The 15,376-nt window shown below is 40.6% G+C and carries 16 protein-coding genes; 4 read left to right on the forward strand and 12 right to left on the reverse strand.

Annotation, left to right across the window (positions count from 1 at the left end; all coding sequences use genetic code 11):
* Positions 1-138 precede the first annotated feature (138 nt).
* The 5 genes from ACXAHI_RS07540 to trmB all read right to left on the reverse strand — a co-directional run bounded on the left by ACXAHI_RS07540 (position 139) and on the right by trmB (position 5,447).
* Positions 139-2,037 carry a PTS fructose transporter subunit IIABC gene (locus tag ACXAHI_RS07540; RefSeq protein ID WP_474847001.1) on the reverse strand — a complete coding sequence of 633 codons (1,899 nt, stop codon included), beginning with the start codon at positions 2,035-2,037 and terminating at the stop codon, positions 139-141.
* Between the two features lie 19 nt (positions 2,038-2,056).
* On the reverse strand, positions 2,057-2,965 hold the full coding sequence (gene pfkB, locus ACXAHI_RS07545; protein WP_474847002.1) for a 1-phosphofructokinase: 909 nt from the start codon (positions 2,963-2,965) through the stop codon (positions 2,057-2,059).
* Positions 2,962-3,714, reverse strand: a complete 753-nt coding sequence (locus ACXAHI_RS07550) for a DeoR/GlpR family DNA-binding transcription regulator (protein ID WP_474847003.1) — start codon at positions 3,712-3,714, stop codon at positions 2,962-2,964. Before ACXAHI_RS07550 ends, pfkB begins: the two co-directional genes overlap by 4 nt.
* Positions 3,715-3,879: 165 nt before the next feature.
* Positions 3,880-4,722, reverse strand: coding sequence for a YtnP family quorum-quenching lactonase (locus tag ACXAHI_RS07555; RefSeq protein ID WP_474847004.1), 843 nt, complete (start codon positions 4,720-4,722; stop codon positions 3,880-3,882).
* A gap of 86 nt (positions 4,723-4,808) precedes the next feature.
* The gene (gene trmB / locus ACXAHI_RS07560) at positions 4,809-5,447 is read right to left on the reverse strand and encodes a tRNA (guanosine(46)-N7)-methyltransferase TrmB (protein WP_474847005.1); all 639 of its coding nucleotides are present in this window, start codon (positions 5,445-5,447) and stop codon (positions 4,809-4,811) included.
* A gap of 143 nt (positions 5,448-5,590) precedes the next feature.
* Here trmB and cydS point away from each other — a divergent pair, with 143 nt between their 5' ends.
* The gene (cydS, locus tag ACXAHI_RS07565) at positions 5,591-5,686 is read left to right on the forward strand and encodes a cytochrome bd oxidase small subunit CydS family protein (protein WP_442865089.1); all 96 of its coding nucleotides are present in this window, start codon (positions 5,591-5,593) and stop codon (positions 5,684-5,686) included.
* A gap of 409 nt (positions 5,687-6,095) precedes the next feature.
* Positions 6,096-6,374, forward strand: coding sequence for a YtzH-like family protein (locus ACXAHI_RS07570; protein WP_474847006.1), 279 nt, complete (start codon positions 6,096-6,098; stop codon positions 6,372-6,374).
* On the opposite strand, the gene ACXAHI_RS07575 is transcribed toward ACXAHI_RS07570, so the two are convergent.
* The 5 genes from ACXAHI_RS07575 to thpR all read right to left on the reverse strand — a co-directional run bounded on the left by ACXAHI_RS07575 (position 6,358) and on the right by thpR (position 11,092).
* Entirely contained in the window at positions 6,358-7,155 is a 798-nt protein-coding gene (locus ACXAHI_RS07575) for a phosphotransferase family protein (protein ID WP_474847007.1), read from the reverse strand. The genes ACXAHI_RS07570 and ACXAHI_RS07575 overlap by 17 nt on opposite strands.
* 138 nt (positions 7,156-7,293) lie before the next feature.
* The gene (gene pulA / locus ACXAHI_RS07580; protein WP_474847008.1) at positions 7,294-9,432 is read right to left on the reverse strand and encodes a type I pullulanase; all 2,139 of its coding nucleotides are present in this window, start codon (positions 9,430-9,432) and stop codon (positions 7,294-7,296) included.
* Positions 9,433-9,509: 77 nt separating this feature from the next.
* Positions 9,510-10,193, reverse strand: a complete 684-nt coding sequence (locus tag ACXAHI_RS07585) for an LrgB family protein (protein WP_474847009.1) — start codon at positions 10,191-10,193, stop codon at positions 9,510-9,512.
* A gap of 4 nt (positions 10,194-10,197) precedes the next feature.
* Positions 10,198-10,566 carry a CidA/LrgA family protein gene (locus tag ACXAHI_RS07590; protein ID WP_474847010.1) on the reverse strand — a complete coding sequence of 123 codons (369 nt, stop codon included), beginning with the start codon at positions 10,564-10,566 and terminating at the stop codon, positions 10,198-10,200.
* Positions 10,550-11,092, reverse strand: coding sequence for an RNA 2',3'-cyclic phosphodiesterase (gene thpR, locus ACXAHI_RS07595; protein WP_474847011.1), 543 nt, complete (start codon positions 11,090-11,092; stop codon positions 10,550-10,552). Before thpR ends, ACXAHI_RS07590 begins: the two co-directional genes overlap by 17 nt.
* Before the next feature lie 208 nt (positions 11,093-11,300).
* Here thpR and cysK point away from each other — a divergent pair, with 208 nt between their 5' ends.
* Positions 11,301-12,230, forward strand: a complete 930-nt coding sequence (cysK, locus tag ACXAHI_RS07600; RefSeq protein ID WP_474847012.1) for a cysteine synthase A — start codon at positions 11,301-11,303, stop codon at positions 12,228-12,230.
* A gap of 34 nt (positions 12,231-12,264) precedes the next feature.
* Here the strand turns inward: cysK and pepV are convergent, their stop codons facing one another.
* Complete coding sequence (gene pepV / locus ACXAHI_RS07605) at positions 12,265-13,674, reverse strand: dipeptidase PepV (protein WP_474847013.1); 1,410 nt, start codon at positions 13,672-13,674, stop codon at positions 12,265-12,267.
* The gene (locus ACXAHI_RS07610) at positions 13,671-14,690 is read right to left on the reverse strand and encodes a potassium channel family protein (RefSeq protein WP_474847014.1); all 1,020 of its coding nucleotides are present in this window, start codon (positions 14,688-14,690) and stop codon (positions 13,671-13,673) included. The genes pepV and ACXAHI_RS07610 overlap by 4 nt, the downstream gene beginning before the upstream one ends.
* Positions 14,691-15,153: 463 nt before the next feature.
* Between ACXAHI_RS07610 and ACXAHI_RS07615 the strand changes: the two genes are divergently transcribed.
* Positions 15,154-15,351 carry a DeoR family transcriptional regulator gene (locus tag ACXAHI_RS07615; protein WP_270180608.1) on the forward strand — a complete coding sequence of 66 codons (198 nt, stop codon included), beginning with the start codon at positions 15,154-15,156 and terminating at the stop codon, positions 15,349-15,351.
* The last annotated feature ends 25 nt before the right edge of the window (positions 15,352-15,376 follow it).

Here is a 15,376-nt window from a genome sequence, read left to right on the forward strand (position 1 = left end):
CCTCACACCATCTCATCACAACTCACTTTTTTACAACATTTGGATAAAGCGGGCAAATCACGCCTTTCATAATGGTGATTCTGCCTGTGATATGAGCAAAATGCAAAATAAAGAGGCTTCTTTTGAAGCCTCTCATGATTACACCTGTGGTTTTGATTTCTTTAGAATACCTACCATCATTGCCGTTACGACTGTACCGATTGCGATGGCAAGCAAATAGAGCAGAATATGCTGAATCGAAATGTTATTTACAGACCACATTACGAATGCACCACCGTGAGGAGCTGGTAATGCGATAGTAAAGAGCATCGTTAATGCACCTGCGATGGAAGACCCTACTATAATAGAAGGGATAACTCGCCCAGGATCAGCAGCTGCAAACGGTATAGCCCCCTCTGTAATAAACGAAGCCCCCATGACATAAGCAACTTTTCCAGCTTCTCTTTCTGTTTTATTAAAACGTTTCTTAAAGATCGTGGTCGCTAGTGCCAATCCTAATGGAGGTGTCATTCCTCCCGCCATGATCGCAGCATGATACGTTAGGTTCCCTGCGTCGATCATCGCGATTCCGAACGTGAACGCTGCCTTGTTAATCGGTCCACCCATGTCTACAGCCATCATACCCCCAAGGATTAAACCAAGTAGGAGTTTGTTGGTCGTTCCAAGTCCTCCTAACCAGCTTTCTAACCCAGTATTTAATGCTTGGACCGGTTCAATCACAACATACATCATGATCATACCTGTGATGAAGATACCGAATAGTGGGTAAAGTAGAACTGGTTTTATACCTTCCAAAGACTGAGGAAGACTAGAAAATAGTCTCTTAAGTAAAAGTACAGCATAACCAGCAAGGAAGCCGGCGATTAGGCCTCCTAGAAATCCGGCACCATTTGTGGAGGCCATCAAGCCACCTACAAGACCAGGAGCAAGACCAGGACGATCTGCAATACTCATTGCGATAAATCCGGCAAGAACAGGAATCATAAGTGCAAATGCATTACCTCCGCCGATCGTGCTCAGTGCTTCTGCAAAAGGATTGTAACTTGGATGTTCAGGATCTGCTGCATTGATTCCGAAAATAAACGATAAAGCGATTAAAATACCACCACCTACAACAAGTGGTAACATGTTTGATACGCCGTTCATCAGATGCTTATAAAAGACGGGCTGTTTCCCTTTTCTTTCATTTTTCTTTTCATTGATTTCATCTTCATATGAACGAGAGCTTTGAAACACTTCAGCATCTCCACTAGCTGAACGCTTTAATAGTTCCTCAGGTTTTCTAATTGCTTCTGCTACAGGAACTTCAATCACTTTCTTTCCTTTGAAGCGTTCCATCTCTACTTTTGTATCAGCTGCGACAATAATACCATCCGCTTCTTTTATATCTTGGTCCGTTAACCTATTCTTAACGCCACCAGAACCATTCGTTTCAACTTTCAGTGACAAAACAAGCTCAGAAGCTTTTGCCTTTAAAGCATCTGCTGCCATATAAGTATGAGCGATACCCGTCGGACAAGCTGTAACCGCTAACAATTTTGCTCCTTCTGAGGGATCTTCCGTGCTGCTTTCTATTTCCTGCTCTTCCTCTTTAGAATCGAAAGCGCTCAATACCTCATCAGTTGACTTAGCATCATTTAAAACGCTTCTAAAGTTAGTATCCATCAGGAATGAAGAAAGTCTTGAAAGAGCTTCAAGATGGGTTTTGTTCGCACCTTCGGTAGCTGCGATCATGAAGAATAGGTGAGCTGGTTGACCATCTAAAGAATCATAATCAATTCCTTCATGAGACCGTCCGAAAACGATCGCTGGCTTTTTTACAGCTGAAGTCTTTGCGTGTGGAATTGCAATTCCTTCCCCTATTCCAGTAGTGCTTTCTTGCTCACGTTTATGGATTGCCTCTTTAAAACCTTTTACATCATCTAAGTATCCCGCACGATCTAGTTTATCAGTGAGCTCATCGATAACCTCTTCTTTCGTTTTTGACGCAAGATTAAGGATAATCGTTTCTTTTGTTAAAAGCTCAGTTATCTTCATCCCGATATTCTCCCCTTTCTTATATGGAACGAACTGTTATTTGAGTTTTTAATGTTTCAATTTCTTCTTTTGTACAGAACTCGTTTGAAAAAGCACTTGCACTACCAGCAGCGATTCCAGTGTGAAAAGCATCTATTAAATCTTTTTTAGATAAGTACATGCTTAGAAATCCAGCGACGACAGAGTCACCTGCCCCTACAGAATTTTTCACTTCACCCTTTGGCGCGTTGCCGATAAAATCACCCTCTGATGATAAAAAGACCGCGCCTTTCTCAGCAAGGGAAATGATGACGTTCTGTGCTCCAAGGTCTCGAAGTTTTCTACCATATGAAGTCGCTTCTTCGACCGAATTGATCTGTACACCAAAGAACTCACCAAGTTCGTGATGATTTGGTTTAACTAAGAAGGGTTTTGATTCAACTACTTCTTGCAATGCAGCCCCTTTCGTATCAACGATGGCTTCCACACCTTCAGGGAGGGAACCAATAATACTAGAGTAAATTGAGGATGGGACACTTGAAGGAACGCTTCCAGCCAACACGACGATGTCACCCGATTTTAGTTCAGAAAGCTGTTCGTACAATGATGCAATCGACGAATCATCGATCTCAGGTGAAAGACCATTAATTTCGGTTTCTACTTCTGCTTTCAACTTGATATTGATCCTGGTATCTCCATCTACTTTAATGAACTGTGGAGATAACCCCTCTTCCTTGAGTGCCGTCTCAATAAATTCTCCGGTAAAACCTCCAATAAATCCTAGCGCTTTAGAAGCATAACCAAGCTTATGAAGAACTCTTGAGACGTTGACACCTTTTCCACCTGCAAACTTCTTATCATGATTCACAATATTAACCTGACCTGCCTCAAAATGCTCTAACCCGACTATATAATCGACTGACGGATTTAATGTAACTGTATATATCATAATTTCACCACTTCTACTGTTGTTTGTTCACTGATGTTATCTAGGTTCGGTCCTGTAAAATGACTGGTTATAATCGTACATTCATGTAGTTCTGCTACCTTACTAAAAGCAGTCTCCCCAATTTTTGAATGGTCAGCTACTATATAAGATTCTTTAGAAAGATCGATCGCTGTTTTCTTCATGATGGCTTCCTCAGGATCAGCAGTTGTATATCCGAAAGACTCATGTATGCCGTTAATTCCAATAAAACTCTTATCAAAACGATAAGTAGAGATACTCTCTAGAGCTTTGCCACCGATCATCGCACCTGTATTCGGTTTTAGCTTACCTCCGATCAAATATGTCGTGATACCATTTGCGAGAAGTGTTTCTACTACTTGATAACCGTTAGTAACTGCAATGACGTTTTTACCTTTAATCTGTTCTGCTACCTTTTGAGTGGTCGTACCTGCATCGAGAAAGATGCAATCACCATCTTCGATAAGTCCGGCTGCATAATGTGCGATAGACGTTTTTTCGGTCAAGTTTTGTGAAGACTTTTCATTCAACGATGGCTCAGTCCATTTTGACCTGTATTGGGTCGCACCGCCATGAACCCGTTTTAATTTATCTAGCTCTTCAAGCTGTACGAGATCTCGCCGAATGGTAGAGATGGAAGCCCCTGTCGCTTCACTTAATTCGTGAACAGTAGCACTATCTCGCTCTTTCAATACTTGTAATATGATGAAATGGCGTTCTGCTGTTAGCACATTTTCACCTTCCTGTTTTGATTATGTTAAACCCATTATAGTGTAAGCATTTTCATAAATCAATCATTTTCGTTCAAATAAATTCAAAAACAATCAATAAACGCTTAATATCGTTCATGTAAACATAAGAAAAAGACTGCATATTATGCAGCCTTTTAACACGTCTTACTTTTCTCTTTTTAATTCATCAATAATCTCATACCTTTCGTTCCACTTCAGCGCACGATAACTTGCATCATGGTAAAAGATAAACCACGCCTCTTCTTTAACCGCTTCTTTAATCCACTTTTCCTTGGCATAGATCGATGTCATAGGATAATCATCATAAGCAAGCACCCAAAGCGGATTTACATGAGCATGCGTGGGCATCAGGTCCGCCATATGGATGATCGTTTGTTCATTTTCAGTCATTGTAATGATTGAATGTCCATCACTATGACCACCAGTATGGTACATTTTTAATCCTGGCAGAACCTCTATCGACTCGTTAAACGTTTGTACTTGATCTACAATCGCTTCCCAGTTCTCTTTCCAGTATGTATTCTTAGAACGAATATTCGGGTTTTTCATTTCATTCCATTCAACTTCAGAAGTATAAATGACTGCATTTGGAAATACAGATCGATACCCTTCTCCAACAGGCTCTGTTAGCCCACATGCATGATCGAAATGCAGATGAGTCATCAGTATCATATCAATATCTTCTACGGAGAGCGAGAGTTCCGCTAAACTGTTTTTCACGTCAGACTCTTCATTTACCCCATAATTCCTTTTTTGTTTTTCTGATAGCTTCTCAGAACCTATCCCTGATTCGATAAGGATATTTTTATCTTGCCATTGAACAAGAAGAGGGTCTGTCCTTAGCTCGATTTGATTGCGTTCATTAACCGGATATTTCTTGCTCCACAATGGTCTTGGAACAACACCAAACATTGCCCCTCCATCCATGTGAGTAACGCCCCCTCTTAACCAGTGAATCGATAAAGAGCCTAGCTTAAATTTCTCCATGACGATCTCCTTTCACTTACTTAGTTTATTTTCTCTTTAGTAAACGCTTTCAAATATTATCAAAAAAAGAACCTTATTCGGTTCTCTTATCGAAACTGAGCGACACAACGGTAAATCCTACTGCCTTTTGAGGAAAATTTCTCTTCATATTCAGTCATGACATTTCCTTCAAAATCACTCTGATGCAAATCAAGGCTCACTTCATGAAGCACCATTCCATAGTCCGAGAAACTGTGGAGTGCATATTCGAAAAGACCCTGATTATCCGTTTTAAAATGAATCTCACACTGTGATTTTAAAACTGTTTTATAAAGATCTAAAAATGTACGATACATTAATCTTCTTTTTTCGTGTCTATTTTTTGGCCATGGATCAGAAAAATTCAAATAAATTCTGCTCAACTCATTCTCGTTGAAAAGCTCTGTTAGGTCCTGAGCATTTTCGTTTAACAATCGAACGTTCGTGATGTTTTCCTCGATAAGTTTTTCCAAAGCAGAAACCATTACACTCGGAGATAACTCGATTCCGATAAAATTTATATCAGGATATTGCTTAGCCATTCCGATAATAAATTGGCCTTTTCCTGTTCCTACTTCCAGATGAATTGGATTATTGTTTCCGAAGACCTCGCTCCATTTGCCATTTAACTCAGACGGAGCATTTGGTACTAAGCTAGGATGTTCCGCGAACATATCCTGTGCCCATGGTTTATTGCGCTGACGCATACTTTCACTTCCTTATTTGCCTATCGTTCACACAACCGACATTTTACCATGAAACTTTCCGAATAGGAAGGTCTCATAAAGGCAATCACTCTCGATATATGTTATCTTGTATTAAAATCAATCTAAACGGGAGGAGTTATCTTATGGAACATTTTCTCATCATGTGGGCTCCATGGATTGTTATAGTATTGTCAGTGCTCGCTCTATTTGGATGGGGCGCAAAAGGAGACACTAAGTAAAACACGGACCAAATATGTCCGTGTTAGAGTGTAGAGAAAGTCTCGGTGTTGCGATGAGAGTAGACGACCATCTCCGTTTCAATTAACGTTACTCGTCTGTTAAACCATTGGGCGGAAGATTCGTTTTTGGTTAAATCTCATCAAGTAGGAGAGACGATCGCAGACTCCTGCGGTCGTACGGGCGGCCGAGACCGGGGTGTGGGTTTCACCTCGGGCTTGGACGTTCGTCCGCGGAAAGCATGCGATCGTCATCGACTACGGCAGGCATCGGGAGCACACCGATTAATGACATAGGTTTCTCAACAAGCTTACACGGACCAAATATGTCCGTGTTTTTTTATTGATTTTACATAATAAGGCTCAGTTCATGTCATCCTACTCAATAGAATGGTCAAAGGAGGAATGAACAATGCCACTAACGCATGAACATCAGCTCGCGATCTTAGCTGATATTTTAACCAACCACCGTACTGATTGCACAGGTACAACATCTGAATGTGAACAAGTTCAAAGGCTTGCAAAGTTGTTAAAACAAAACCATGTGATCGCTCCTGAGATCAAACAGGTCTTAGATCAGATAGAGGAGTACAGTACAACCGGTGCGCAACAAGCGGATTTATTAAGCCATATAGAAACCCACCAGCCAAATTTAAGCCAGTGGGTAGATACCATCAATCATTATCAGTAAGTCGATTTTTATTTAGATTAAGAAGATCTCTCTTCCAATATTCCACTTCTCCGTAGAGACCTTTATAATCGTACCAATAAATGGATAATAGGGTTTGAGCAAGCACATACCAATACATCCTTTTTCTAAGCCCTTCTGTGACTGACAACCCGTAATGAGTTAACCAGTCTGCCCATTCATTTTTTGGTACGTACCAATATAGCAACATTCCGATATCTAAAGCTGGATCTGCAACGACGGCCCCGTCCCAATCGATCAAGTATAGATTTCCTTCATCACTGAACATCCAATTATTATGATTGACGTCACAATGGCAAACGACTTTTTCTACATGATCAAGATTGTCTTTGTTTGAAGCTAAATAAGACAAAGCACTCTCAACTTCGGAATCTTTTCTATGATGACCATCAAATTTCATAATCAGGTCATGATAGATTACATCTGGGGATAGAGGCTTCTTTCCAAGACGGTGAAGCATTCTAAGAAGTTCAGAAGAACGATGGATCTTCCTTAGCAGCTTTGCTACTCTAGGCTTTTTCATCTCAAACGCCTTCAGCTCTCTCCCAGGCAGCCATTTCTGGGCTGTAATGACGTCCCCATTCTCAAGTCTTTTGGTCCAGAGAAGCTTCGGTACAATTCCTTCCGCCGACAAAACAGCCAGAAAAGGCGAGGAGTTCCTCTTAAGGAATAGTTTCTCGTCTCCATATTGAGCTAAGTATGCTTCACCTGTCGCTCCGCCAGCAGGGGTCACCTGCCAGCCTTCGCCTAAAATGTTCTCCAACAAATTCACCTTCGATTTCTGTTAGTTTGTAGATTCTGGAAGTTTTGACCTCTGCTTTGGCGGCAGAATCTCTGGACGTTGTTCAAAACCGCCTACGAATAAAAAATTATAACACAGGTTAATGAATTCTTCATGTTTTTATTCCATCTTTATTAATACAACAGTGTTTAAAGGCGCTACAAAAATAGAACTGTCATGCGTTTTATCTAATGGATCAATTCCTGCTTCTGTACCATTAGCTACTATCCATTTCTCTCCCTCACCAATATAAATCCATTCAGAATGATGACCGGCATTATGAATCACGATAATCTTATCATCACTGTGCTCTTGATCTATTCGATAAGCGATCATCGATTCAGGGGAGTCAATAAATTGAATACTGTGCATCTCATGGATCTCTGACATACGCAAGGCAGAAAAGTACTTTCTGATTTCGATAAGACCTTTCAAGTAGGTAACATTCTCTTTTACAGCTCTCATCCTTCTCCAGTCAAACTTATTGACCCTGTCTGGTGATTTGTAGCTGTTTTCAACCCCATTTTTCGTTCTAAAAAACTCCTGACCGGCATGCAAAAATGGAATTCCTTGTGAAAGTATCGTAATCGCTGTAGCGAGTCGGTGCATCTGTTGTTTAACTTCTTCATTAGAATGAGGATGGCTGCGATTCAATCGATCCCATAACGTATGATTATCGTGGCATTCAACATAATTGATCGACTGGGATGCTGTAATAAAATAATCCTCAACACTTCCCATTATACACTTCTTCACGTCTTCTTTAACTGAGAAATTTCCAGTAGCAAACCCTGAGGAGTGTGTGTCAAATAGTTTTCCTTTGACAGAATCTCTAAAACGGTCGTTAAAAAAACCGATTCTTGGAAGTTCCTTCGCATGGGAAATCGTTGCCTTACGATAATCAGGTAAGATGGTGTTCAGATGCCATCCTTCCCCAAATAGTAAAATGGTAGGGTCGATACAGTCAATCGCATAGCGAACCTCTTTCATCGTTTCTTTATCGTGAATGCCCATTAAGTCAAACCGAAATCCATCCACTCCAAATTCTTTTGCCCAGTACGTGACAGAATCAATGATGAGTTTTCTCATCATCTTTCTTTCAGAAGCTGTATCATTACCAACACCTGTACCGTTCGATGGCTTCCCGCCATGATCGTATCGGAAATAATATCCTGGTACGATTTTCTCTAGATTAGAAGCCTCTAGATGGTACACATGATTGTAAACCACATCCATGATCACCCTTAGTCCTTTGTTGTGAATAGCAGCTATCATTTCTTTCACTTCACGTATTCTCGTATAAGGATGATGAGAATCTGTAGAATAGCTACCTTCAGGAACAAAGTAATGGATAGGGTCGTACCCCCAATTGTATTGCGGCTCTGCTTTCATCTCATCTACGCTACCGAAATCCTGAATAGGAAGCAACTCAACGTGCGTAACACCTAACCATTTTATATAGTTCAGTCCTTGTGGAATGCCGTCTTTCTCTGGTAACTCTTCTGTGAAAGCCTTGTATTTCCCTTTATATTTAAGACCGCTTTTCGTTTGGATGCTAAAATCCCTAACGTGTAATTCATAGATGATTGAGTCTGAGGATTTCGCATGCGCTGGTTTTACCGTAGGATCCCAATTTGGAGGGTTCGTATGAGAAAGATCTGTGACCATGCCAAATTTGCAATTTGAGGTAGCCGCCTTAACATATGGGTCCACTACTTCCTTCGTACTCCCGTTAACTCGAACGCTATACGTGTATAAAGTCCCTTCTCCATAGCCATTCGCTTCACAATCCCATAATCCTTTATCCTGTCGTATCATCGGCAGTTCATCTACTTTTTGAAATAAGTCATTATAAATATTTACAATAACGTTGGTTGCAGTAGGTGCCCAGACTTTGAATAAAGAGCCTTTCTTCGTTAGTGAATTGCCAAGTTCACCATCGTAATGGTACTTGTCATCAAAGGCTTTCGTTCGGACAACTTTACCTGTCATCACCAACGCCTCTTCACCGCTAGAGTGGATGAGGTAATATTCTGTGCCAGGATGGTAGTCTGAATCTGTTAACAATGAAACGATCCTCTTCTTGCCGAGTTTGAAATCACCATTGATCTCAAGGTTGATATCAAGGTGACCATCCGTTAACGTAAAGCCTTGATGATCGTCTATGCCTTCTTCTACCATTACTGTTATCACATTGAAATCATCCCAATAAGCAGAAAAAGCGTGACTATCAGTTTGATAATTAGAGTGATTTCTCATAGATCCCATCCTTTTCAAAGGTGTTTACACATCATCATATTTTCACTTATGGAAAATGACCGCTTAACTAACTGAATTCAAAGCCAATTTATTAAGATAGGAGCTAGGACAGAGACAAATAACGCACAAAGGCTCATACCTATTGAACTAACCGCTGCTTCTTCTTGACCGTATTCGAGCGCCTTTGCTGTACCAATCGCATGAGAAGCTCCACCTAACGCTATACCAATCCCAAGGAAGTTTGTTATCTTAAATAATTTCAAAATCCATGGACCCGTTACAGCTCCTCCTATTCCAGCAATCATTACGAAAATAACGGCAAGGGCTGGTTCTCCTCCAAGCATTCTTGAAACCTCCATAGCGACAGGGGTCGTCACGTTCTTTGGAACAAAGGAGAACTGAATCACTTCTCCAAATCCAAACAGGAGAGTAAGCCAATAACCTGAAAGAATTCCTAACATGCTTGATAATAGGACAGTTGAAAGAAGCTCGTTTTTGTACTTGTTTAGGAGCTTTCTTTGTTTATATAAGGGATAGGCAAGAGCAACGATTGCTGGTCCTAAAAATGCATCGATAACCTTTCCACCGCTAAAATATGTATCGTAAGAAATATTAAAAGATGTGAGCAAGATTACTAACAAGACCGTGCCTGTCAAGATTGGGATTAAAAATGGATATGGCAGTAGTCGATAGATAAGAGTAAAAATAAAATAAATTGCAATTGTAAAGATAAGCCAAAACATAGCTTGCAATAAAAACATGACGCTATTCCTTTCGATTTACAAGTGTCTGACCAATTAAGCCAGTTGTGATCATAATAATCCATGTGCTGACAAGAACGATCGGTATTAGCCAAAGACTTTTACCATTAAAGAAATCTAAGTGATTCATGACGCCAACAGTAACAGGGATAAAAAATAGCGGCAGGTGATTTAATAAAAGCGTAGCCCCTTTTGAAATCCATTGCTCTGGTAATAGGTTCGTATAGAGGCAAACTAGAAGGAGTACCATTCCTATTACACTTCCTGGAATTAATAAACCAAATAGCTTTTGAATGTAGACGCCTACTAGATAGAACCCAAACAATAATGCAAGTTGGAGTATGGTGATAACAAGGTTACTTTTTAAATTCATAACGCGCTACACACTTGTACCTAGGTTTTTCAAACGGTGCCACTCTGAATAATCCAATACTTGAGATCTCTTGCGATGCTTTATGAATATCTGGGGTATTTCTCCCTATTTTCTTTTCTGGATATCGCCATTTTTTAGCAAGCGTAATGTGAGGACGATACTCTCGACGATCGACTCTGAAACCGGAATCCATACAAGCTTCGGAAACGATCTGATGTAGATGTTCTAGGTTCTTGGTTTTCTCCACGTCGACATACAGTACACGAGGCTGAGATAATTTCCCGAAAGTCGCAATTTTATTTAGCGTGATCTTAAATGGACTCACATCTTCAGTTATTACCTTTAGCTGTTCACCTAAATCACTTAATTGTTCTTCCCTCGCTTCACCAAGAAACTGCAATGTAATGTGAAAATCATCCGGTTCAACAACATGCTTAAATAGAGAAGTATCTAGGTTTTTCTGCACTGACTTTAACTCAGATTTCATATCATCGACCGTGATCGCAATGAAATAATGGGTGCTCATCTATCCCCCACTCCTTTAGATCTGATTATATTCTACCAAAAAACTGAATCTTCTTGCATTTATCTTTTGAGCCGACTTCTTATTCTCTACTTTATCATTTGCTATAATAGGGAACAGTAAAAGAAGCATCACAATAAAACTTATCCTTAACTTTAACCTTTTATTGGATAAAGATAAACTTATATAAACTTGCAAAGGATGTGGACACATGATTTACGAAAACATGGCTGAACTTATCGGTAATACTCCTCTTCTTAAATTAAACAGGGTTCCGAATCCTGATGGTGCTAAAATATACGCAAAACTAGAATATTTTAACCCAAGTCGAAGTGTAAAAGACCGAGCAGCTTATAACATGATTGCGACCGCTGAAGAAAATGGATTACTCAAATCCGGATCGACCATTATCGAACCTACATCAGGTAATACAGGGATTGGACTAGCAATGAACGCTGCTGCTAGCGGATATCCTGCCATCATCGTCATGCCTGATAACGCGACAGAAGAGCGGATCAAACTCCTTAAAGCTTACGGTGCAAAAGTAGTCCTGACTCCTGCTTCTGAAAAAATGCCTGGTGCAATCAAAAAAGCAAAGGAACTAGCTGAGACAATTGAAGACAGCTTTATCCCAATGCAATTTGAAAATGCTGCAAATCCGGATGCACACCGAACGTCTACTGCTTTGGAAATTATTGAAGCGATGAACGAACTAGGGGTGACCCCTGCCGCTTTTGTTTCCACAGCAGGTACGGGTGGAACGGTAACCGGCACAGGAGAAGTACTAAAGGAACATTACCCGAACATGACTGTTCATGTTGTAGAGCCAGAAGGATCTCCCGTTCTTTCAGGAGGCAAACCTGGAAAACATAAGCTCGTTGGAACGAGTCCTGGTTTTATCCCTGATATTCTCAATACTTCAATCTATGATGAAATTATTCAGATAAAAGACGAACAAGCTTACGAAGTAACTCGTAAACTTGCTAGTCAAGAAGGACTTCTTGTCGGTCCTTCATCAGGAGCAGCCGTATACGCAGCTATGAAAGTAGCTCAGCGACTTTCCCCTGACCAAGTCGTTGTAACGATGACGTGTGATTCAGGAGAAAGGTATTTATCTAGCGATCTTTTTAGTTCCCTATAACGTGAAACGCCATGGCTTACCGCCATGGCGTTTGTTATTTTGCTAGTTCATAAATCGCTTCCGCGTAGATCGCTGCTGCTTTCAGCAAATCACTAACCTCTACGTATTCATCTTTTTGGTGGGCCATCTGTGGTTTACCTTGGAATAACGCTCCAAATGCAACTCCTGCATCTAATGAGCGGGCATATGTTCCGCCCCCTATTGAAAGAAGCTCGGCAACGTCTCCCGTTTGCTTTTCGTATACTCTTTGTAGTATTTGAATCAGCTCATGATCTTCAGGAACGTGATGGGGTGTCATATGATCAATGATGTTCATCGTAATTCCCACAGGACCCGTAACTTTATCAAACTGAGTTTTCACCTCACTAAAATCACATGTAACAGGGTATCGAAGATTGATGCCTATTTTACCTCCGTGCAAAGCTGTGTATGAGAACGTTCCTGCGTTCATGGTTAAATCGCCCGTAATGGTATCCTCACAGTTTACTCCGAGCTTTTCACCCTTGAAATCATCGGTGAGCCACTTTGTAATGAAATCGATATAAGTCGTTCCGCCCGTATCAAGACCTACTCCTGAAAGAAATTCTGCTAATCTGAACGCTGCATTATTCCCTTGCTCAGGTTTAGATCCATGCGCTGAAACTCCTTCTATCTCGATGGTCAACGATTCATCTAATGATGTATCCCCACTCAAATGTCTTTGAGATACAAACTCTTCAAAAACCGTTTTTAGTTCAGAAAGCACCTTCTCTTCACCTATTAACACAGCACTAGCGAAATCTGGAACCATATTCAGTCGTTCACCGGCACTGAATGACTTTAACACTAGATCATGTTGCTCTGTCTTCACAGCTGGGAAATGCCATTCAAAATCAGCGATCCCTTTTTCTGCATAAATAATTGGAAAGACTGCGTCTGGCGCAAAGCCCATCACTGGCATTTCTTCTTGCTTGAAATACGTATCAACACAACGCCACGAACTTTCCTCGTCAGTACCAACGATCATTCGCACTCTCTTTGATAACGAAGGGTATAATTCTTTTACGATATTCATCGCCCAGTAGGCCGCAATCGTTGGTCCTTTGTCGTCGATCGCTCCTCTTGCATAAAGCTTTCCTTCCCTAAGTTCAGGTTTAAACGGGGGGCTTGTCCATCCGCTACCAGCAGGTACAACATCTACATGACAAAGAATGCCGATCGCTTCTTCTCCATCTCCAAATTCCAGATGACCTGCAACATGATGAACATCTTTCGTTTGATAACCATCACGCTCTCCTAATTGAAGCATATAATCTAATGCTTCTCGAACACTATAGCCAAACGGAGCATCCTCAGTACTTTCCTCTTCGTTCAACACACTTTCGATTTCTAATAGACCATTCAAATCTGATAATAGCGCTTCTTTTCTCTTCAGCACCTCTTCTGACCAATTCACTTCACTCATGAGCGTCTCTCCTTTCTGATCAAACTCTCATAAACCGGCTTATCACAAATCACAAATAGCTTTGCATCAGCTGGTATCGCTTCTTCAAGACGGCGATTGATGTCCATGCGATTTCGATCCGCAACGAGCGTTGCCCCCTGTTGCAGTAATTCCTCAAACGCATCTTTATACGTGGTCCATTCCTTCCTTACAGGAATTTCATATAAATTTTCGCCGTGTCCTCTGCTCAACAGCTGGGAGTATACGCTTGAAATCCCTTTTGTAAATGCTGCTCGAACAGCCATACGAGAGATCGCTTCATTAGATAGTACGAACTCATCTACCTGGACATGAGCGAAATTCTTAATATGTTCTTCCTTCATCACTTCGACTGTCGTATGTATCTCAGTTGACATTCTCTCAATAGAGCTTGCAATGATTAGAGACTTTCCATCTGCTAATAACGAATCATGAATCGAATCATCTGAGAAAACGAGAACTGCCCGTGCCTTTGTAATCGCCGCTTTCTTGAGGACTGCTTCTTCTGCAGCATCACCTTGTATGTAATGGATGTGATCCGCAACGATTGGTGTTTTTGGGAGTTTATCTATAATGACAATTTCACAATTATCCGAATCCATAATTTCCGATACTGCATAGGAAGCTTTCTGTGACCAACCTATGATGACGATATGACCTTGTCCGTGATAGTTCAATTTCCCTTCCTCCTTCCTCTTTTTCAGTTCTGCTACTCCGTCCACTAATTTCCCTATGACGACCCCTAAAAGGCCAATTCCAACAATGTAAAGGAATATGGCGTATAACCTACCGCCAACTGTCACTGGAAAATAATCACCATAACCTACAGTGGTTACAGTAGTCATCACCCACCACATCGAGTCGAATAGTGTAGGAAAGGTTTCCGGTTCGATCAGCCTCATAATGAGCGAACTGATTGCGACGAGAGCGACTGTGGTATAAAACATAAACCAGTTATTTAGCTTTAGTGCATTCTTAATGAATAATCGAACGAACATGATGTTCCTCCTTTCTATAGCCTGCTCCTATAAGAATAGCAAAGGAGGGAAGAAGAAGGAAGATGTAGACAATCGTATGAAAATTTTTGCCGAAATAACCGAGATATTGTAAAATAAACTTTAAAGAGGAGGTGTAAACAGGTAAATTAAAGGGAATTGGCAATAGAGGTGGAATTATACTATTATACTAACAATGCCGATATGTTACTGTGAAAGTTAGAAAATCCTTATTTATCATTACACCAAGTTGGGACTTACCCACAACAGCTAGAAATCACTTCCAGTTTAATACGAAGCACTCAGACCAATCAGACTTTCATCTAATTAATGAGGGAATCATCAGAAAATTAAGTATATCTTTACGTTTCCTTCATATTGTTTTAATAGTGAGAAACTATTCTAAGAGTATGGCATTGATTACACGTTAGGGAGTGGTTCTTTGAGTATTACTTCAACTGATCGAATGATGACCCGTATCAAGTCTATCTATTTATTTATTAGCAAGCATGGTACCGTCAGTACAACGGAGTTAGTTGAAGAGTTTGGTATTACCCAACGAACAGTTCAAAGAGATTTAAATGTCCTGGCCTATAATGAATTAGTCAAAAGCCCAAACCGTGGAGTATGGACTACTACGAGTAAGAAAGTAAAAGTTGGTTAAAGAGTTTACTTACAAGCAAAATTCA

The organism is Anaerobacillus sp. ABD4_527 (genome assembly GCF_056160805.1).

Excerpts from the sequence above, each read along its gene's own strand:
- thpR (WP_474847011.1), bottom strand. The coding sequence starts at position 11,092 with ATGAGCACCCATTATTTCATTGCGATCACGGTCGATGATATGAAATCT.
- ACXAHI_RS07540 (WP_474847001.1), bottom strand. The coding sequence starts at position 2,037 with ATGAAGATAACTGAGCTTTTAACAAAAGAAACGATTATCCTTAATCTT.
- ACXAHI_RS07590 (WP_474847010.1), bottom strand. The coding sequence starts at position 10,566 with ATGAATTTAAAAAGTAACCTTGTTATCACCATACTCCAACTTGCATTA.
- cydS (WP_442865089.1), top strand. The coding sequence starts at position 5,591 with ATGGAACATTTTCTCATCATGTGGGCTCCATGGATTGTTATAGTATTG.
- ACXAHI_RS07585 (WP_474847009.1), bottom strand. The coding sequence starts at position 10,193 with ATGTTTTTATTGCAAGCTATGTTTTGGCTTATCTTTACAATTGCAATT.
- pepV (WP_474847013.1), bottom strand. The coding sequence starts at position 13,674 with ATGAGTGAAGTGAATTGGTCAGAAGAGGTGCTGAAGAGAAAAGAAGCG.
- pfkB (WP_474847002.1), bottom strand. The coding sequence starts at position 2,965 with ATGATATATACAGTTACATTAAATCCGTCAGTCGATTATATAGTCGGG.
- ACXAHI_RS07555 (WP_474847004.1), bottom strand. The coding sequence starts at position 4,722 with ATGGAGAAATTTAAGCTAGGCTCTTTATCGATTCACTGGTTAAGAGGG.
- ACXAHI_RS07615 (WP_270180608.1), top strand. The coding sequence starts at position 15,154 with ATGATGACCCGTATCAAGTCTATCTATTTATTTATTAGCAAGCATGGT.
- trmB (WP_474847005.1), bottom strand. The coding sequence starts at position 5,447 with ATGCGTCAGCGCAATAAACCATGGGCACAGGATATGTTCGCGGAACAT.
- pulA (WP_474847008.1), bottom strand. The coding sequence starts at position 9,432 with ATGAGAAATCACTCTAATTATCAAACTGATAGTCACGCTTTTTCTGCT.
- ACXAHI_RS07570 (WP_474847006.1), top strand. The coding sequence starts at position 6,096 with ATGCCACTAACGCATGAACATCAGCTCGCGATCTTAGCTGATATTTTA.
- cysK (WP_474847012.1), top strand. The coding sequence starts at position 11,301 with ATGATTTACGAAAACATGGCTGAACTTATCGGTAATACTCCTCTTCTT.
- ACXAHI_RS07610 (WP_474847014.1), bottom strand. The coding sequence starts at position 14,690 with ATGTTCGTTCGATTATTCATTAAGAATGCACTAAAGCTAAATAACTGG.